The 20326-nt window shown below is 43.1% G+C and carries 20 protein-coding genes; 4 read left to right on the top strand and 16 right to left on the bottom strand.

From position 1 onward, the window contains the following. Nucleotides 1-5: 5 nt before the first annotated feature. The 4 genes from IEY40_RS12500 to metA all read right to left on the bottom strand — a co-directional run bounded on the left by IEY40_RS12500 (nt 6) and on the right by metA (nt 5542). Nucleotides 6-1163: an acyl-CoA dehydrogenase family protein gene (locus IEY40_RS12500; RefSeq protein ID WP_188956669.1), complete on the bottom strand. Its 1158-nt coding sequence runs from the start codon at nt 1161-1163 to the stop codon at nt 6-8. 233 nt (nt 1164-1396) lie between these two features. Continuing rightward, entirely contained in the window at nt 1397-2890 is a 1494-nt protein-coding gene (locus IEY40_RS12495; RefSeq protein ID WP_188956668.1) for a CoA-acylating methylmalonate-semialdehyde dehydrogenase, read from the bottom strand. Nucleotides 2891-3067: 177 nt separating this feature from the next. Continuing rightward, nucleotides 3068-4258 (bottom strand): thiolase family protein, encoded by a 1191-nt coding sequence (locus tag IEY40_RS12490; protein ID WP_188956667.1) that lies wholly within the window; start codon nt 4256-4258, stop codon nt 3068-3070. Nucleotides 4259-4594: 336 nt separating this feature from the next. Then, nucleotides 4595-5542: a homoserine O-acetyltransferase MetA gene (metA, locus tag IEY40_RS12485; RefSeq protein ID WP_188956664.1), complete on the bottom strand. Its 948-nt coding sequence runs from the start codon at nt 5540-5542 to the stop codon at nt 4595-4597. A gap of 334 nt (nt 5543-5876) precedes the next feature. On the opposite strand from metA, the gene IEY40_RS12480 reads away from it, so the two are divergent. Further along, the gene (locus IEY40_RS12480; RefSeq protein WP_188956662.1) at nt 5877-6620 is read left to right on the top strand and encodes an SDR family NAD(P)-dependent oxidoreductase; all 744 of its coding nucleotides are present in this window, start codon (nt 5877-5879) and stop codon (nt 6618-6620) included. 76 nt (nt 6621-6696) lie between these two features. Here IEY40_RS12480 and ompW read toward each other — a convergent pair whose 3' ends face one another. From ompW to phhA, 6 genes are all read right to left on the bottom strand, one after another. Continuing rightward, nucleotides 6697-7344: an outer membrane protein OmpW gene (gene ompW / locus IEY40_RS12475; protein WP_188956660.1), complete on the bottom strand. Its 648-nt coding sequence runs from the start codon at nt 7342-7344 to the stop codon at nt 6697-6699. Between the two features lie 407 nt (nt 7345-7751). Continuing rightward, nucleotides 7752-8402, bottom strand: coding sequence for a maleylacetoacetate isomerase (gene maiA, locus IEY40_RS12470; protein WP_188956658.1), 651 nt, complete (start codon nt 8400-8402; stop codon nt 7752-7754). 115 nt (nt 8403-8517) lie between these two features. Beyond that, a complete protein-coding gene (locus IEY40_RS12465; protein WP_188956657.1) occupies nt 8518-9504 on the bottom strand; it encodes a fumarylacetoacetate hydrolase family protein in 987 nt (328 codons plus the stop codon). 239 nt (nt 9505-9743) lie between these two features. Further along, nucleotides 9744-11282, bottom strand: a complete 1539-nt coding sequence (gene tyrR, locus IEY40_RS12460) for a transcriptional regulator TyrR (RefSeq protein WP_188956654.1) — start codon at nt 11280-11282, stop codon at nt 9744-9746. Nucleotides 11283-11443: 161 nt separating this feature from the next. Further along, nucleotides 11444-11782, bottom strand: coding sequence for a 4a-hydroxytetrahydrobiopterin dehydratase (locus tag IEY40_RS12455; protein WP_123776978.1), 339 nt, complete (start codon nt 11780-11782; stop codon nt 11444-11446). A gap of 74 nt (nt 11783-11856) precedes the next feature. After that, on the bottom strand, nt 11857-12654 hold the full coding sequence (phhA, locus tag IEY40_RS12450) for a phenylalanine 4-monooxygenase (RefSeq protein ID WP_188956652.1): 798 nt from the start codon (nt 12652-12654) through the stop codon (nt 11857-11859). Nucleotides 12655-12950: 296 nt separating this feature from the next. Between phhA and galE the strand changes: the two genes are divergently transcribed. The 3 genes from galE to IEY40_RS12435 all read left to right on the top strand — a co-directional run bounded on the left by galE (nt 12951) and on the right by IEY40_RS12435 (nt 15023). Next, a complete protein-coding gene (galE, locus tag IEY40_RS12445; RefSeq protein WP_188956650.1) occupies nt 12951-13973 on the top strand; it encodes a UDP-glucose 4-epimerase GalE in 1023 nt (340 codons plus the stop codon). A 66-nt stretch (nt 13974-14039) separates the two neighbouring features. Further along, nucleotides 14040-14525, top strand: a complete 486-nt coding sequence (gene napF / locus IEY40_RS12440; protein ID WP_188956648.1) for a ferredoxin-type protein NapF — start codon at nt 14040-14042, stop codon at nt 14523-14525. Nucleotides 14526-14651: 126 nt separating this feature from the next. Beyond that, nucleotides 14652-15023 carry a bactofilin family protein gene (locus IEY40_RS12435; RefSeq protein WP_188956646.1) on the top strand — a complete coding sequence of 124 codons (372 nt, stop codon included), beginning with the start codon at nt 14652-14654 and terminating at the stop codon, nt 15021-15023. A 23-nt stretch (nt 15024-15046) separates the two neighbouring features. On the opposite strand, the gene IEY40_RS12430 is transcribed toward IEY40_RS12435, so the two are convergent. The 6 genes from IEY40_RS12430 to IEY40_RS12405 all read right to left on the bottom strand — a co-directional run bounded on the left by IEY40_RS12430 (nt 15047) and on the right by IEY40_RS12405 (nt 20310). After that, nucleotides 15047-15460, bottom strand: a complete 414-nt coding sequence (locus IEY40_RS12430) for a GFA family protein (protein ID WP_188956644.1) — start codon at nt 15458-15460, stop codon at nt 15047-15049. A 36-nt stretch (nt 15461-15496) separates the two neighbouring features. Beyond that, nucleotides 15497-16171, bottom strand: coding sequence for a DUF2982 domain-containing protein (locus IEY40_RS12425; protein WP_188956642.1), 675 nt, complete (start codon nt 16169-16171; stop codon nt 15497-15499). After that, nucleotides 16172-16951, bottom strand: coding sequence for a YdcF family protein (locus IEY40_RS12420; protein ID WP_188956640.1), 780 nt, complete (start codon nt 16949-16951; stop codon nt 16172-16174). Between the two features lie 137 nt (nt 16952-17088). After that, a complete protein-coding gene (mak, locus tag IEY40_RS12415) occupies nt 17089-17994 on the bottom strand; it encodes a fructokinase (RefSeq protein WP_188956638.1) in 906 nt (301 codons plus the stop codon). Nucleotides 17995-18064: 70 nt separating this feature from the next. After that, entirely contained in the window at nt 18065-18865 is an 801-nt protein-coding gene (cysQ, locus tag IEY40_RS12410; RefSeq protein ID WP_188956636.1) for a 3'(2'),5'-bisphosphate nucleotidase CysQ, read from the bottom strand. Between the two features lie 365 nt (nt 18866-19230). Then, nucleotides 19231-20310: a glycoside hydrolase family 16 protein gene (locus IEY40_RS12405; protein ID WP_188956634.1), complete on the bottom strand. Its 1080-nt coding sequence runs from the start codon at nt 20308-20310 to the stop codon at nt 19231-19233. Nucleotides 20311-20326: the final 16 nt, after the last annotated feature.

Here is a 20326-nt window from a genome sequence, read left to right as displayed (position 1 = left end):
ACTCATTACAGGATCGGATGAGCATCACTGGCGAGTAAACGACGAGCAATAATCAGGCGCATAATTTCATTGGTGCCCTCTAAAATCTGATGCACTCGCACATCACGGAAATGACGTTCTAATGGATATTCGCGAATATAGCCATAACCGCCATGAATTTGCAGCGCACTGTCACACACCTGGAAACCGACATCGGTCGCAAAGCGTTTTGCCATGGCGCAATAGGCGCTGGCTTCTGGGTCGTGAGTATCAAGTTTAAATGCCGCTAAACGCACCATTTGGCGTGCAGCAACTAACTCTGTTGCCATGTCGGCTAACTTAAACTGAAGTGCTTGGAACGCCGCTAATGGTTTGCCAAATTGCTTACGTTCGTTCATGTATTGTGTCGCACGCGTTAGCGCAGCCTGTGCGGTACCAATTGAGCAAGTAGCAATGTTAATGCGACCGCCATCGAGGCCTTTCATCGCAAAAGTAAAACCCTGGCCTTCTTCGCCAAGCAAGTTAGCGGCTGGCACACGCACGTTTTCAAAGCTAATAAGTCTTGTAGGTTGTGCGTTCCAACCCATTTTGTCTTCAGCTTTACCATAAGTAACGCCTGCAGCGTCTGCGGGTACGGCAATAGCAGAAATGCCTTTAGGGCCAGCTTCGCCGGTACGGCACATCACAACTAAAAGCTCAGTTTCACCGGCACCAGAGATAAACATTTTTGAACCAGTAATTAAGTAATCATCACCATCACGCACGGCTTTAGTTTGCAGTGATGCCGCGTCACTACCTGCACCTGGTTCAGTTAAGCAATAAGAGGCTAAAAGTTGCCCTGTGGTTAGGCCTTCTGACCATTGTTTACGTAAAATTTCTGTGCCCCACGTAGTCACCATCCAGGTGGCCATATTATGAATGGTTAACATGGCGGTGGTGGCGGTACAACCATGGGCTAGTTCTTCAAAAATAATTGACGCATCTAAACGAGATAAACCCATACCGCCCTCTGACTCTGGCGAGTACAAAGAACAGAATCCAAGCTCACCGGCTTTTTGAATCACGTCTTTAGGAAAATGATGCTCCTCGTCCCATTTTGCGGCGAATGGCGCGAGTTCTTCAGCAGAAAATTGACGAGCTAAATCAGCAAATTGGCGCTGATCTTCGTTTAAATTAAAATCCATGATGGACTCCTATTTTAGTATTAGATGACTCTTGGGTCATTTGATGGCTTGTTCGCCTACCGTTTAAACGGCTTAACCATTGCATTAATGATATTCGAGCTAATGCAGAATCATGTAAAAGACGACTCATACAAGTTGAAAATCATCCAAGGGGCAAATCAAGTGGGTCTTGTTGTGTTTGGGCTCGTTATTGCCGCGATAGAAGTAATGTATCGCGGCGCCATCAAGCACATTTATTTTAAGTTAATGCTCATGTTAGGACCGCTAACGGCTTCTGAGTCAAACCAACGCGTGGTAATTGTTTTGGTTTCGGTGCAAAAACGCACGGCTTGCTTGCCATAAGCATGTTGATCGCCATAGAAACTGCCTTTCCAACCGGTAAATGAGAAGAATGGAAGCGGCACAGGGATAGGCACGTTAATCCCAACCTGGCCCACTTCAATCTCATGTTGGTATTTACGCGCCGCGCCGCCTGATGCGGTAAAGATTGATGTGCCGTTACCATATGGACTGTTGTTAACCAGCTCAATAGCATCGTCTAATGTTTCAGCTTCCATGCAACACAGTACAGGGCCAAAAATCTCTTCTTTGTAAATACTCATGTCGGTGGTGACATTGGTAAACATGGTTGGACCAACCCAGTTTCCAGACTCGTAACCTTCTAAAGTAAAGTCACTGCCGTCAAGTAAACAATCTGCGCCTTCAGCCTTACCCTGGGCAATCAGTTTAAGTACACGCTCTTTGGCGGCAGGGCTGATGACAGGGCCGTAAGCGGCGTCTTTGTCATCCCATAATCCCGGGCGAACTTTCGCGAGCGCTTCTTTTAATTCAGGGATCCACTCTTTAGCTTTACCCACAAAGACTGCAACCGAAATCGCCATACAACGTTGACCAGCAGCACCCACTGAAGAGCCGACCATATTATTAATCACTTGCTGTTTGTTCGCATCTGGCATGATAACGCAGTGGTTTTTAGCGCCGGCAAATGCTTGTACCCGTTTTAAGTTGTCAGTACCGGTTTTATAAATGTATTGACCAACACCCACTGAACCCACAAACGAAATCGCTTTAATCGCTGGGTCTCTTAGCAAGATGTCTACCGCGGTTTTATCACCGTGAATAAGCTGTAACACGCCTTTTGGCGCGCCTGCCTCAACAAACAGTTCAACTAAACGTTGTGGCGTCATTGGGTCTTGTTCTGATGGTTTTAAAATGAATGTGTTACCGCATGCGATCGATAACGGGAACATCCACAACGGGATCATTGCAGGGAAGTTAAATGGGGTAATACCGGCACACACGCCCAGTGGTTGTGTATAACTATAGGTGTCGATATTACGAGCAACGTTTTCAACGGTTTCGCCCATCATTAACGATGCTACGTTACAGGCATGTTCGGCGACTTCAATACCACGCCATACATCACCTTTAGCATCTTCAAAGGTTTTGCCGGTTTCTTGTGCCAAAATAGTCGCTAATTCATCGTGATGTTCTTTGAGCAAATGTTGGTAACGCAACATGACGCGTGCGCGCTCAGAAACAGGGACTTCTTTCCAAGTTTTAAACGCTTCTTTAGCACTGTAAATAGCTAATTCGACTTCTGCTGTGGTCGCACAATTAATTTTTGCGATAACGCTGTTGTTAGCCGGATTGGTCACATCGATATTACGATCGCCGCTACCATGAGTGAATTCGCCATCTATGTAATGCTTAACTTGTGTGATCATGTTGCTTTCCTCGATCCTTGAACATCTTTAGTGAGCTAGGCTCACTCATATTGAGTTACTGCACAGGTGACGCGATTATTTTGGTTGTCAGTCTCACTTGTTATGTGGCTGCATTTGCCTCTTCCTGTACAGTGGTCTTGTCGAACTTAATCTTGTTGAACTTTCTTATATTTCTATTTACACCTCAATCGCCATGGCTGTGGCTTCGCCGCCACCAATACATAACGATGCAACACCACGCTTAAGCCCTTGAGCTTTTAACGCGTAAATCAATGTGACCAACAAACGTGCACCTGAGCAGCCGATTGGATGACCTAAGGCACATGCTCCGCCGTTGATATTCACTTTGTTGGCGTCTAGCCCTAGCTCAGATATTGCTAGCATAGTCACCATTGCAAATGCTTCGTTGATTTCATAAAGGTCAACGTCATCTTTGCTCCACTGAACCTTGTCGAACAGTTTTTGCATAGCGCCCACTGGAGCCGTAGTAAACAATGATGGTTCTTGTGAATGTGTGGTGTGGCCTTTAATAGTGGCCATGACGGTTAAGCCTAGTTCGCTTGCTTTTGCGCGAGTCATCAACATTAATGCTGCGGCGCCGTCTGAAATAGAACTTGAGTTAGCGGCGGTAATGGTGCCATCTTTGGTAAATGCGGGACGTAATGTTGGAATTTTTTCAGGACGGGCGTTACCTGGTTGCTCATCAGTGTCGACAGTGACATCGCCACGACGGGTACTCATGGTGACAGGCACTACCTCATCTTTAAACGCACCAGAGTTAATCGCAGCATTGGCTTTTTCGAGTGAACTTAATGCAAAGGCATCCATTTGCTCACGCGTAAGGCCAAAGTCATCTGCCGTTTTTTGCGCAAATGTACCCATTGCCCCACCAGTATAGGCATCTTCAAGGCCGTCTAAAAACATATGGTCCATGACTTTACCGTGTCCCATTCGCATGCCACCGCGAGCTTTATCGAGTAAATATGGCGCTTGGCTCATGCTTTCCATTCCGCCAGCAATGACAACTTGGCTACTACCAGCTTTAATTAAATCATGCGCTAACATTACGGTTTTCATACCTGAACCACACACTTTATTTACCGTGGTTGCGCCAACACTTAATGGTAAACCTGCACCCAATGTTGCCTGACGAGCGGGAGCTTGGCCAAGGCCTGCTGGTAACACACAACCCATTAATACTTCATCTACGCGGTTGCCACTTACACCGGTTTGCGCCAAAAGGCCTTTAATCGCGGCAGCAGCTAATACTGGCGATGCTACCTCAGACAATGCACCTTGAAACCCACCCATTGGTGTACGTTTCGCGGCGACAATAACGATATCTTGACCTGTTTGCTCTGTACTCATAACCACTCCTATTTTGTGCGCATAGAAAATATCAAAATAATATCACACCACTTTGACGTTGACGCTAACGTAAAGCAAGTAAAAAATGGTCTAAAATGTGATGTTAATTAGATGGGGTTGTCATTGCAGATTTACACTTGATAAAAAATGATAATAAATAACACGCAAAATATTGTTTTAATTAAAATAAAACACATACTATTTTGTGTGCACTAACGAGCTAAGTCGACGTTAAACTTTAGTCTACTGATACACGTAACGCAGGTAAGTGACACCAAAAACAAAAAAGCCGCAACATCTATAGACGTTACGGCTTTAACTAAAAAGAGTCGATTATTATGACTTTTTATTTTCCCACGGTGTTTTTGCGCTCATGTCATTTAAATCATACGGCGTTAACTGATACACGTAGTAGTTAAGCCAGTTACTGACCAATAAGCTGCCATGACTATGCCAGCGCGCTATCGGATCTTGAGTTGGGTCGTCATTACGATAATAATTTTGCGGAATGTCTGGATTTAAGCCCTGGCCTAAATCACGAGTGTATTCGTCGTTAAGGGTATCTTTTTGATACTCTGGATGACCCATCACGAATAAATTACGATTGTCGCGGCTAATGGCAATGTATGCACCAGCTTCTTCAGATTCGGCCAAAACTTCAACCTCTGGATGTTGACGTAACTCTTCAACATTCATCTCGGCAAATCGTGAGTGCGGCGCATAAAACTCATCGTCAAAACCACGCAGTAATGGATGTGGATCGCTGGTGCGGCTGTGATTAAATACCCCAGAGCGTTTATTTTGCAGCAGCTGACGTTTTAAACCATACAAATGATATAAACCTGCATGGGCGGCCCAACACAAAAACAATACCGAAGTAACATGATTTTGCGACCAATCGATAATTTCGCGAATATGATCCCAGTACACCACATCTTTAAAATCAATTTGTCCAAGCGGTGCGCCGGTAATGATTAAGCCATCATAATTGTTATGGCGGACATCTTCAAAATCACGGTAAAAAGTATTCATATGATCAACAGAGGTATGCTTTGATTCTTTGTCATGAATACGCAGTAAATCTACCCCAACCTGTAACGGCGTATTACCCAATAATCGCAGCAATTGAGTTTCTGTCTCAATCTTATTGGGCATTAAATTCAAGATCAGCACCCGCATCGGACGGATGTCCTGATTGGCGGCACGGGTTTCAGACATCACGAAAATATTTTCTGACTCTAAAATACCTGCAGCGGGAAGATTATCTGGAATTCGAACCGGCATACGACTCACCTTTTGGGTTAATTAAATACAAACCATGTGTTAAGTGGCAAAAAATAGGTTACATGCTGTAAACCAATATGTTTCGCTGATCACAGTTTCAACATTCTGCGAAAATGCTGTCTGAACAAGCCAAACTGATGTGGTTTTATATACAGATTAACGCTAGACCTTGATAACACGCGATATAAGCAATAGTCACACAAGCACTCATTGATATCATCAATCATACACAAGGATGTCTAGAAGTCTACACGTCTTAGGTTGATTTTTTTTCTCTCTTGTTATCAAACGACGTTATTCCTATTATGAGCCATTGATAATCATGAGGTTAACTATGTCTGTCGCGACAGCAATGATCATTGGTGCAGGCTCTCAACTCAGCCAAGCGCTAGCAAAACAGTTATCGGCACAGCAGGTGTCTCTAGTACTCTTTGTGCATGACCCTGAATCACTCAAGCAGTTTACTCAGAGCCTTCCTGGCGAGGTCACCGTTTACCCATTATCTATTGACCAACCACACATGCTAATCGAACAGCTTAACCAAGCGTGGAAGCAACATAATGGCGCTCACTTAGTGATTGTGAATACTGGTGTTAACGAGTACGACCCTGCGCTCCCTTGGTCTATTGACCAACACGCCATTGACGTCAATGTGATGGGATTTGCAGCCGCTAGCCAATGTATTTTTAAATTGATGTGTGAGCAAGGTTATGGGCAATTAGCAGCGATAAATTCAATTGCAGGACAGCGAGGCGGCCCCAATGTGGCTTATCACGCATCAAAAGCCTTTGCAGCAAATTATCTGCAAGGTTTGAGCATGCATGCACAACGCTTAAAGTTACCGGTGACGATTAGCGACATTCAATTAGGCTTATTTGATAAAGCGGTGCATTTAAATACGCAATTACTACTGTCGCCAATCGATAAAGTGGCCACACAAATATTAACAGCATTGAAAAAAGGAAAACGCCGCGTGTATGTCACCAAGCGCTGGCGTCTTGTGGCGTGGATAAACCGGATACTGCCCGAATATATTTATAATACCCGTCATTGGAAACCGAAAAAGAAACGCGGTTAACTTTACACTTAGTTAAGCTCACATAACAAAACAGGAACCTAAAAGGTTCCTGTTTTTGTCTCTACGATATAAGTCTTTAGAAAGTATAACCCACGCTAATCATATAAACCCAAGGGTCGATATCGGTTTCAACCACGACATGATCTGCCCCCATATCAAAGCTCACATCAGTAGAGATTTGCGCATACCACACCGATGCGTTAACTAACCATTTTTTATCTATTTGGTAATCAACCCCAACCTGCGCCGCAACACCCCATGAGTTAGACATCGACAGATTATCTAAGCCTAAATCTTTGGCACCTTGGTTAAAATCATTGTCAAAAAAGTTGGTAAAGTTAACTCCTACGCCCACATATGGACGCAGTACAGACTGAGAATCACCAAAGTAATATTGAGCAACTAAAGTTGGTGGTAAGTGTTTAGTGTTAGCAATCACACCTAGTTCACCCAGTGACACATCATGACTAAATGGCGTTGCAGCTAAAAGTTCAACCGCGATATTGTCGGTCAGCATATAACCAAAATTAAGCCCTAATTGCGTGTTGTTATCAACCGTAAACTCAGCGACACCCGCAACCACGGGGCTTGATTCATTAGGCGCTACGGTTGCACTACCAGCACGAACAATAATGTCGCCCGCTTGATGCGCAGCAGCACCAAAAGATAAACCAGCAGTAAGTAACGAAGCAGCAACTAAACCTAGGGTAATTTTCTTATTCATTTTCAGACTCCATGACAACAATAAATAGATGTAACTTTGTAACATCCTTAACAATTGCCGCTAACCTACCTAAGTTATTCATTAACAATATTGATTTAGATCAATAAAATCACACTACTCATATTGAGGTACTGCATTGCTTGCTTTGAGCTTGATTTAGATCACAAAATATTGGCAATACGAGACAAAAGATGCATTTTAAAGTTACCTTATTGGAGGCAGATCATAGACTTATTGCTGAGTTGAATGTAAAAATGCCAAGAATCTTTAAGCCATATAAAACTTGTCATAATAAGTGAGTTGAATATGGCTTGATCCTCGAAACACTATTCTCGTCAGTTAGCTTGTGAGCAAGTTAACCGTAGTTTGGAATAAAGGATATCGGTCTTGATAGCTATTAAAAAAGCTTAACTGGCGTCATGTTGCTGCTCTGGCGCTGCATCGGCAAAGGCAGCTAATTGATTACAAGCGTTATTGATGCGAACGATATTAGGAAAAGCATCAAGTGGAACATTGAAGCGTTTTGCATTGTACACCTGTGGCACCAAACAAATGTCCGCCAAACTTGGTGTGTCACCGAAACAAAAACGGCCAGAATACTGGCTTAATTGCGCTTCTAACGCGGTAAAACCTACTGTTATCCAATGTTGATACCAACGCATTTTATCGGCATCAGACACGCCCATGTCTTTTACTAAGTATTGCAATACCCGTAAATTGTCTAATGGGTGGATTTCACACGCAATGGCTTGCGCCATCCCACGCACAATGGCGCGATGCTCAATATTGCTCGGCAATAAGGCTTCTTTTGGATATTTTTCTTCTAGGTACTCAATAATCGCCAATGATTGCGATAAATTAAATTGCCCCTCCGTTCCATCATCAACCAAGGTTGGCACAAGATGTTGTGGATTGAGTTGATGATAAGCTGGCGAATGTTGCTCTCCGCCGTTATTGACTAAATGCACAGAAACCTGCTCTGCCGATAACTGTTTTAAATTTAATGCGATACGCACACGATATGCAGCGCTTGAGCGCCAATAACCATAGAGTTTCATATTCCATCCTCTTTTTTGTTTTGTTTTTTATTTGGGTTTTGTTTAACCGTCAATAACAAAAAAGGCAATAACGATGATACGTTATTGCCTTTTTAAACATACGTGGTCGTAGTTTTTACGCTTTATATTCAACGACTTTTTGGTCTATGGAACCAAATATGCTTACACCATTTTCGTCAAACATTTCAATTCGGACTGTGTCGCCAAAATGCATAAACGGAGTTGATGCTTTACCGTCGGCAATAATTTCTAGCATACGCTTTTCAGCTAAGCAGCTTGAACCTGCACTGCGATCGTAATTTGAAATCGTGCCAGAACCAATAATCGCACCAGCACCCAATGGTCGGGTTTTAGCCACATGCGAGACTAACTGACTAAAGTTAAATGTCATGTCGACACCCGCATTTGGACGGCCAAATAATTCGCTGTTTAAATGAGTCACTAGTGGCAAATGAACCTTACTGTCTTGCCATTTGTCACCCAATTCATCTGGTGTTATCGCAATCGGTGAAAACGCACTAGATGGTTTAGATTGGAAAAAACCAAAACCTTTCCCGAGCTCACCTGGGATTAAGTTGCGTAATGACACGTCGTTAACCAGCATTAACAGTTTAATGTGCTTCGCGGCATTTTCAGCCGACACGCCCATGGCGACATCATCAGTCACAATGGCAATTTCTGATTCAAAATCGATACCGTATTCTTCGCTTGCCATTTGTATATCAGCCTTAGGCGCAATAAAGCTGTCTGAACCACCTTGATATACTAATGGATCGGTCCAAAATGACTCTGGCATTTCTGCGCCGCGAGCTTTGCGCACAAGCTCAACGTGGTTGACGTAAGCGCTGCCGTCAGCCCATTGGAACGCTCGCGGTAAAGGTGATAAACAACGAGCTTCATCAAAAGCGATGGCATTATCCATTTGACCGTCATTTAGTGCTTCATATAACTCGCTTAACTGTGGATACAACAAATCCCATGCATCAAGTAATTGCTGCATTGTTTTAGCAATGGCAGGCACGGCAACCGCTTTGGTTAAATCTTTACTGACTAACATCAATTGGCCGTCGCGACGTCCGTTGTGGTAACTTGCAAGTTTCATTATTGCTCCTAAATTCTGGTTGGCATCCGCGCTTGAGATCAACAGCATGAATGGCATTGCTCACTCATTTTGATCATAAAAAGCCGCAAAATCCTAGCATGTGCAGCAAATCACGCTGTGCTGAGATAAATCGTGATTTGTACATTATTATTTACAGACGATAAAAAGCCACTTTAATGCTGGTTTACAGCATTAAAGTGAGCAAAATGCCAGCAATTAGCTGGCATTAAATCGTTACATTACTTTTTTTTACTAATATTATAATCGCGCAATTTATTGGCAATGGCGGTATGAGACACACCGAGTTTTTTCGCCAATTGTCGCGTACTTGGATAAGCAGGATACAAACGACGCAGTAAACCGGCTTCGTAATCTTTCATTGCTTCGTCGAGTGTGCCTTCAAACTCTTCGTCAAAATAACCAAAACCTTCGGCATATGACGGAAGTTTAAGTTGTTCGACAGTCAATTCGGTTGAGCCATCCCACATCGATACGGCTCTGAATATGGCATTTTTAAGCTGACGCACGTTACCCGGCCAGGCATAAGTAAACAAATAGTCACGACAATTGGCAGAAATACGACGCAGCGGACTCGACAACTGCTGACTGTAATGTTCTAAAAACATTTCAGTCAACGGAATGACATCTACTTTTCGTTCACGCAGGGATGGCATGTGATAACTCAACACATGGATGCGATAATATAAATCTTCTCTAAACTCACCCGTTTGGCATAGTTCAGCGAGGTTTTTCTGGGTTGAGCAAATAATGCGAACATCTGCGCGCACTTCTACATCGCCACCAATACGTCTGAAGGTGCCATCTTGCAGCAAGCGTAATAGTTTAACTTGTGCTGCTTTAGACATTTCGGCAATTTCATCTAAAAATACCGTGCCGCCTTTAGCCTCTTCAAATAAGCCGCGTTTCACCACGGTACCGTTAGTCACAAAACCAAATAGTTCTTCTTCTGCAACACTGTCGGGTAAGGCTGCACAGTTAATGGCAATGAAGGGATGTTCGCGGCGCATGCTTGCGTCGTGACTCGCACGAGCCATTAACTCTTTACCAGTTCCTGTTTCACCAGTAATCAATAGCGGCGCATCAAGCTGAGCCATACGCTTAGCTTGTTTTAATACGTCTTTCATTTTGTCGCTATTAGCTAATACATTATCAAACCCCGTGGTTTGATTTTGCAATGCATTAAATTGCTTACCCACTCGGGCTGGGGATTTAAGTGAAATTACCGCACCAGCTAAAATAGTGGTGTCGTCATCGTCGGGCAAATAAATCGGAAGCATTTCGGCAAGGTATTCATTGGAATTAATTTGCACGCGAGTAGCCTGAGCTAATACAGGCGTTTCGCTCATCCAGCGGGCAAAGTTAAAGCCTTGCACCCAATGGTTAAGTGATTCGTCAACCACTTCATGTTCTGCCATGCCTAGGGTTAATAGTGCAGACTCATTGGCAATACGGATTCGCCCTTTTGAATCTGTTGAAAAAACCGAATCAGGCAAGGTTTTCAATAATGTTTTTAAGGCGTAATGCTCTTGCTCAGATGGCATAAAAGACACGGTACGCACATCATGTACACTTTCTACTTTACGAATTTGTGGCATCAATTCACGCAAGGTTTCGAAACTGATTTCTGCAAATTGCAAAAATAGGAAACCTTTATTACTGGCATCAATAGCAATTAAGTTAATACCATGTTTTTCAAGCACGACGAGGATGTCTTTCGCTAAACCCACGCGATCAATACAGCTGACTTCCAAACGCATATGTAACGATTCCCTATTTATTAGTGTTTTGTTACGGAAATTTGTGACAACGTTAGAGGGATATTGCTTCGGTGGCAAGTGAAGTTTACAGTAGAATTGTAACAGACAAATTATTCAGCATGTTACGTTAACGTAACATGCTGAAATCGATATAGTAATATCTAGTCTAACAACTGGTCCGTCTTGGCAGCCATAATGAAATCGTTTTTGTGTAAACCTTTAATTGAATGCGACCACCAAGTAACGGTAACCTTGCCCCATTCAGTCAAAATACCAGGATGATGAAACTCTGCTTCAGCTAAATCAGCAAGTTTATTAGTGAATGCCATCGCCAATTTAAAATTCTTAAATTTATACACACGTTCTAGTTGCATAATGCCGTCACGTACTTCTACTCCCCAATCAGGGATCATCCCGATAAGCTCTGCCAGCTCTGCATCGGTTACTTTAGGTGCATCAGCTTGGCAAGCTTCACACTTCATCTCGGTTAATGCGCTCATTTGTACTCCTTGGCTTAATATAGTCATGTGTTACTTGCAGCTTAACGAGCCACAGACTCTGCTGCACTTAATCGTTAACAGGCTTTGGCTTTTGGCTCAAATTTCGGTTCAAACAAACCGAGTTGCTGAGCTTTAGTCACCATACTCATAATGTCCATACGAGCGATTTCATCTAAGTAGTCAATATTTTCAATCACGTAATAAATCGGCTGCATAATATCAATTCGATAAGGCGTGCGCAGTACGTCGAGTAAATCAAACGGCTTACGCTCAGGCTTATCACTTAATGCATACATGGTTTCACCAGGTGAACTTAAAATTCCTCCACCATAAATTTGCAAAGACTCACCTTTAGCCTGCACAAGACCAAACTCTATGGTAAACCAATACAAACGTGCCAAAAAAACCCGCTGCTCTTTAGTTGCAGCAAGTCCTAACTGGCCATACATATGCGAAAAGTTTGCAAATGATGGGTTGGTTAATAAAGGACAATGACCAAATATTTCATGAAATATGTCGGGTTCTTGCAGGTAATCGAACTCTTCTTTACTACGGATAAACGTAGCAACCGGAAACTCTTTATTAGCCAGTAACTCAAAAAAACGTCCAAAAGAAATTAATGCTGGTACTGCAGCAGTTTTCCAACCAGTAGCCGCTAAAAGAACTTTGTCGATGTCGGGTAATTGAGGAATACGCTCAATCGACATCCCTAATGCATCTAAACCATTAAGGTATGCAGGACACGCACGCCCAGGCATATTCGTTACTTGGCGCTGGTATAACTGCTGCCATAATTGATCCTCATGCTCTGAGTAATCAATGTAACCTTGGGCATCAGGTTGGTGAGCAATATATTTTGTTGCTGTCGTCATAGGTTCCACTTTACGTAAACTTCACTCCCTACATAGTGTGCTAACGTTGTGCTTTTGTTAACTCCTTCACAGTTTATTGTCTAGGGATAATGCAGGGGTATTTGTAAACAAATACATACAAAGGCCAAAAATAACCCTCAGTTTACCGTGGTGACTTTTCATTTAATCATCGCAATCAATTCACAGCCGACCAGTGACTTTTTATGGGTAATATCAATAATTTTGCTGGTACTTGAACGGTGATAATTTACAATGTAGATAGAACATGACTCATTTATTCACAGGACGATTAAACTATGGCAATTTTGGTAACCGGTGGCGCAGGTTATATAGGTACGCACACAGTAGTGGAGCTACTAAATGCTGGACAGAAAGTGGTCATCGTAGACAATTTATCAAACTCTAGTGTTGAAGCGTTAGCCCGAGTTCATACTATTACAGGCAAGGAAGCCACGTTTTATCAAGGCGATATTCTCAATAAAGCTCTGCTGCAAAAAGTGTTTGCAGATCATAGTATCGAATCCGTAATTCATTTCGCGGGCTTAAAAGCCGTTGGCGAATCGGTAGCTAAACCGCTTAAATATTACGAAAACAATGTCACTGGCACCATTATTTTGTGCCAAGTGATGGCGGAAAATAATGTTAAGAACCTAGTATTTAGTTCATCTGCGACGGTTTATGGCGATCCCGCAAGTTTACCGATTAAAGAAGACTTCCCTACCGGTGCAACTAATCCTTATGGCCAATCTAAACTGATGGTTGAGCATATTTTAGCGGATTTACATCACTCAGATAACAGCTGGAACATCGCGCGTTTACGTTATTTTAATCCAGTTGGCGCACACGAAAGTGGCTTAATTGGTGAAGACCCAAATGATATTCCAAACAACTTAATGCCGTTTATTGCCCAGGTTGCTGTGGGTAAGCGTGAGCAATTAAGTGTATTTGGCGATGACTACAACACACCTGATGGCACCGGCGTTCGCGATTATATTCACGTTGTTGATTTAGCCGTCGGTCATTTACAAGCACTGAAAAAATTACAAACTAAACCAGGCTTAGTAACTTATAACCTCGGTACTGGGATTGGTTACAGCGTGTTAGACATGGTAAAAGCATTTGAAAAAGCCTGTGGCAAAACCATTGCTTATCAAATAAGTCCTCGTCGCCCTGGTGACATTGCCGCCTGTTACGCAGACCCAAGCTTTGCCGCTGCACAATTAGACTGGCGTGCAACACATAGTGTAGAAGATATGGCTAGCAGTAGCTGGAAATGGCAATCAAATAACCCTGATGGGTATAAATTGTCTAACGCTTAACAATTTTTTGCTGCAGCTAATGCTAATATTCGCTGCAGCAATTAATAAAAGCCTATTGGAATAGTAATGACCCAAGGTATAAACCAAAGTCGCCGTAACCTCTTTAGCCGCCGCAAAACCAATGTAATCCGCCCGCCGTGGAGTAAATCTGAACAAGCCTTTACTGACAATTGCACCCGCTGTGATAAATGCATTACGGCATGCGACACGCAAATTATTAAACGTGGTGAAGGAGGATTTCCTGAAATAGACTTCAGTAATGATGAGTGCACATTTTGCAAAAAATGTGTTGAGGTGTGTCCTGAACCGGTTTTTGATAGCTCGACTGAGTTACCTTGGACTATTATTGCCACCATAAAAGACAGCTGTTTAACCGCTAAAGGTGTGTGGTGTCAAAGCTGTAAAGATGCCTGCGAAGCGCGCGCAATTAGTTTTACTATGGCCGTTGGTCAAGTCCCTAAGCCGAAAATCGACTCTAATGCCTGTACCGGTTGCGGCGCCTGCGTTTCACCTTGCCCTACTGATGCAATTGCATTGATCAAAATAGAGTAGATTATTGCTTATCTCGAATTCAAGCGACTTAACACAATGCACAGTTTGTAGTGTTGTTAAACTGATTTTAACGTTATATTAGCCACCCAATTTAGCCATATAGAGCACTAACATAAGGGCACTACGATGTTTGGTCAAAAAAAGCCTGTCAATCCATTAAGTTTTATCGCTCAAGAATGTCATTTAACTGGCAAGCTTATTTTTAGCGGTGATGTATTGATTGCCGGCCATATCAGCGGCGATATTCAAGCCCAAGGCAATGTGACCATAGAGCCTAGCGGCACGGTTGAAGGCGATATATTATGCCGCGAGTTAATGGTTGCGGGACAACTGTCTGGTGAAGCGCGCTGTAAAAAAATCACTTTACATGATCAAGGGGTTTTTGAAGGCGATGCATTTTGTGAAAACATTGAAATTTTAGATGGTGGCCAGTTTTTAGGCTATCGTCATCGAGATCCACTCTCGACCACTGCGGCCACTCACCATAGTAAAACTTAAGGTATGTTGAACGCGAGATAATGTTAAACGCTGGTTTTATTGCTGTTAAACCGTTGGCAAGTATCATCAATGGTTAACCAACTGACCTGCTCATTAGTGTAAATATGATATGTGGGTTGCACTTTGTTTGGGTCATCAAGTGATGCTATCGACAGAGTGCAATAATGTGGGTAATCCACATGCCGATAGGTCAATGTGGTACCACATTGCTGACAAAAACCTCGGCGAATATGAGCCGAAGAAGCATATTCAGTTACCTGCCCTTGCAACCACATCACTTGATCTGTGTTAAAGTCCATCCAACTCATCACAATCGCACCTGCACTTTTTCGGCATTGGTTACAATGACAATGATCGGCATCAAATGGCATGTCAGTCGCTTGGTAACGTATTGCCCTACATAAACACCCGCCTTGTAATATAATACCCATAGTCATAAACCTTCTCGCACGTTATTGAACCGGCAAGCGTTATTACGCTTTAGACACACTCGCTTGTTGTTGCCACTGGCGTAGTAGGCTAACAAACTCTTTTGGATCGCGATCGACACTGTCTGTCGACAAGTAAAGATGATAGCCCAGTTGCTCATTTAAGGTTTGGCAGCGATGTCCAAACATCGCTAGCACGCCTCGATAACGGTCTCCATTTACGACTAGCGGCGTATATTCTGTGCCTAAATACCCTTCTAGGCTTTGTAAATCTTCATCTTGCGTTGCTGCAGTCATCAACAGTGGCCGCTGCTCCGTTAATAAGCCCGTGGCTAAACGCGGGGAAATACAATCCAAGATAGGATTTATTTTTTTAAGTTTAACGCCAATATACGGTAATTCTATCAATTCCATATTTTGGTTTACTCTTACATTGTCAATGCGTTGGATATTATCCCATTCAATAAATACCTGACCGCGACGGTGAAAAAATGCCACGCCTTCAGCGGTAAACTTAAAACTAACTGCTGGTTGATACACTTTGGCGACGCCTAAAATTAAACCGACTGAACCAAGGGCAAAAAACATCATTCCAAGCGCAAACAAGCTGCCAAAGCCAATAAAAACAATCAAGCTGATTAACAGACTCACTGAGCCAAATAAGGTTAAGGTTATGCCATTACGTTTCGAAAAAGGACTGATCAATAGCTCATCGGTCATTTACATTGTCTCCAAAGGAATGTGCTGTGGTGATAGGCCTTTAATCTGCAGCCAAAGCATTCCGACATATTCATGAATTGAGCGCTGGGAAGCTAATAATTGCTCTGCATCTAAGCGCCACCAAAAGCTTTGGTGCGCAATAAAGTCGGTTGGTGCAGCTTGCGGTTGTAAGCCTAATTGAGTGAAAATAGCCATTGCCCGTGGCATATGGGTTGCTGAGGTCACTAACTTAAAAGGTTGCTGGCCAATCAATTGTTGTAATGCGTAAGCTTCTTCAATGGTGTCTTTGGGTTGCTCAAACTTAACAATACGAGCGGGCTCCCCCCCCAGTTCAATCGCCGCTTTGGCCATTATGCTGGCATGAGGTGTCGGTTGTTGGCCACCACTGTAACCACTCACAACCAATGTACAGTGTTGACCTAAAGTAAGTTGCCTTAGCCCTTCACTTAAGCGCGCTAATGCTGTGGCTGATAACTGCTGCACGGCAGTTAGGCCTGCCTGTTCAATATTACCTGAACCTAGTACCATCACCACACATCGTTCAGTCATCACTTGATTATTGGGGGCATAGCGTGACTCTAGTGAGTGAGTTAACCAATAGCTAACTTGCGATTGGCTGCACAGAAGCAACACAGAGGTTGCAAATATTAATGCCACTTTTCCTAATGACAATAGCGATTGCCGCTGACTGCGCCACAATAACCCAGCAATCAATAACAATAAAACAGTCAAAGGAATGGGCATTACCAATTGCGACAAGACTTTTTTTAACCAAAACATCAATAATCCACTCAATCACTTATTTAGTCAGATATACCAACTCATATTCCAATATTGGCGCTAGTGTAACTTAGTACGCGCAAAACAAAAACGGCACTATTAAGTGCCGTTTAAATGCTGTGCAAACATGGGGATTACTACTTTTCGTCTTTACCCCAAAGCCAGGCTGCACCACGAACACCAGAAGATGCACCAAATTTATTTTTAACCACTTGCGTGCCACACTCACGACCAACCACATATTTAGGCAATACTTTAGGCAACTCAGTATAAATGGCATCGATATTCGACACACCACCACCTAATACAATCATGTCAGGGTCCATCATGTTAATCACATGGGCCAATGAACGAGCCAAACGGTCAATGTAACGCTCAAATGCAGCTGTTGCTAATGGGTCGCCTTGTTGCATCATTTCAGAGATTTGAATGCCACTGTTTGCATCGCCACCGGCTTCACGGAAATCACGTATAAAGCCTGTACCAGAAATAAAGGTTTCAATACAATCGCGGTTGCCACAAAAACACGTGGTGGAATTAAATTCATCTGCTGTCATCCAAGGTAATGGATTATGACCCCACTCGCCGCCAATGCCGTTTCCGCCACCATGAACACGGCCATTAATCGCAACACCAGCACCACAGCCTGTACCAATAATACCGCCAAATACCACGCCTTTACCTGCCGCAGCGCCATCAACAGCTTCAGATACCGCAAAACAGTTGGCATCATTCGCAACACGCACTTCGCGCTTTAATACATCACTTAAATCTTTATCTAATGGATGGCCGTTAATCCAAGTTGAGTTTGAGTTTTTAACCAAACCGGTAAATGGCGATACCACACCAGGAATACCGACACCGACAGACCCAGTTTGCTCTGTTGCCGCTTCGGCATCGGCCACTAAGCTAACAATAGCTTCAATGGTTCCAGGATAATTTTTTGGCGTTGGAATGCGCTTTCTGAATATTTCTGCACCGTCGTTAGCTAACGCTACAATTTCAATTTTGGTACCACCGAGATCGACGCCCATGCGCATCATAACTTGTCACTCCATTTGCTTATTAATTGGGGTTCCATATTTGGGTTTGCAAAGGCCAATAACATTAACGTTATTTACGAGCAAACCATGCTGACGATGCAGCAATAAAATACGGATTTAAAATATTTTCTTTTTGGTTATATTCAAGCGGCGTCATTGCGGGATACGCTAATACCACGCCGCCTGCGCTTTCTAATACTGCTTGCGCTGCCGCGGTATCCCATTCGCTGGTTAACCCCAGTCTTGGATACACATCTGCTTGGCCTTCTGCCACCATACAAAATTTCAACGAACTGCCGACACTGAGCATTTGGTGCTCACCGATAGTCTGTAAATATTCAGCCACATCTGGGCTGACATGTGAACGGCTTCCGACCACGATAGCAGGCGATTGTAGGGCTCGGTCATGAATATCTAATATCGATACTTGTCCGTTATGTTCAAGCCAAGCACCTTGCCCGATCACGCCGCTGTAGCATTTGTTCAACACCGGGGCGTAAACAACACCCGCAATTGCTTTACCTTGATGAATAAGCGCAATATTGACAGTAAACTCGCCGTTACGCTTAATGAACTCTTTAGTGCCATCAAGCGGGTCTATTAACCAATAGGTCTGCCAGGTTTGTCTTTCGGCCCAGCTAATGTCCGCGGCTTCTTCACTCATTACAGCAATATCGGCAAAGTGGGTGTTAAGCCCTGCGACAATAACATTGTGACTGGCAATATCCGCTGCAGTCACCGGGCTATCATCTTGCTTAACTTCTACGCCTAAATCGGATTGAGCATAAACCTGCATAATGGCAGCGCCAGCATCTTTGGCAAGCGTAACGATTTTCTGTAAATCAGTGACTGTAAATATAATGTTCGACAAATCAATTCCTTAAAAATTTATAGCAGTTCGATACCATTTATATACATTATGCCATCGTTCACACTGTAAATTGATATATTCATTTGATCGTAGTTAATCCTAAAATGATTAAAGCTTATTTGGTCATTACAACCCGCTAATACAACAATCTGATAACACATTAGTGTTTGCAGATACTAAGCTAAGCGCCACGAGCGTCAAAGCAAACACTGCATCTTTGCATTCGTATTCAATGCTTTCAAAGGTATTTCTGTACATTACAAAATACGACTATTTTGAATTAATACACTATTTAACACTGATGTCCGCATTAACACTGATATCCGCATCTAGCCATTAATTCAATTCCTTAGCAATAGTACAGATTATTGTGTACTGTCGGCTAAGGTTTTGCCTTTAACTATGACGGCATTTTCATTAATGGTTTCACAACCTGCACCTGTTTTTGGAGATTGAGCACATTCATAAACTCTGACGTAATCCACTAACATCGTTTGCGGAAATACCGAGGGATCAATCCCGGTTTTATGAACATTTGCCGACCAATCACCACCAACGGCAAGATTTAATAACATGTGAAACCGCTGATTGAAGGGGGCGTCGTCTGGTGCGTTAACTAATTTGCCCTTATCATCGACATATTGGCTATACCAAGTAGATGAACGTTGTGTGGCAAAATGAACATCATCCACATACCATCGTATTTCACCTTGTTGCCATTCAACTGCATACACATGGAAGCCATCCGCGGGATTGACACCATTAGGTAAGCGATATTCTTGCCCGGTATAGACATTATTTGGCCATTGTTTGCCGTAATGTAGCGTGCCATGAATAGCTGAAACAGGTGCTTCACCGTCTGCAACCACCTTAAGATTAACCGCTTCCATAATATCGATTTCACCAGAACCCGCCCAAGGACCGTACAGCCAATCAGTTGGTAACATCCAAATAGCTGGCCAGGTACCTTGTCCTTGTGGCAATTTGGCTCGAATTTCGAAACGGCCGTATTTCCAATCGCCTTTGTTTTTAGAAACTAATCGTGCAGAGGTATAGTCCAATGTTTTAGTGGTGTCATTGACATCATAACTTGGATCAGAATCATTCACTGCTGGTCCAGAAAAGCGCTCTTTAATCGCCGAGATTGTCAGTAAACCATCGGCTACAGAAGCGTTTTCAGAGCGAGCGGTATAACATTGTGCTTCGTTATTTCCGCCGCCATAGCAATCAACAGCAAAACTCCATTTATCAGTATTAACCTCATTACCCTCAAACTCATCTTGCCATACCATTTTCCAGGAAGAAGTGCCTAGACTGTTTGCGCTATGAGTTTGCTTGTCGTCAACTGATTGGCAACCCGAGATAATTAACGACGCTAACGTCAACGCGGTTAATTTGGGTAAAAATGAATTGTTGCTACCAATACGCTTCAATATTCTGCTCATCTTGTTCTATACCTAA

Source organism: Shewanella ulleungensis (assembly GCF_014648315.1).
Lineage (GTDB): Bacteria > Pseudomonadota > Gammaproteobacteria > Enterobacterales > Shewanellaceae > Shewanella > Shewanella ulleungensis.
This window is presented reverse-complemented; position numbering and strand designations above follow the sequence as displayed.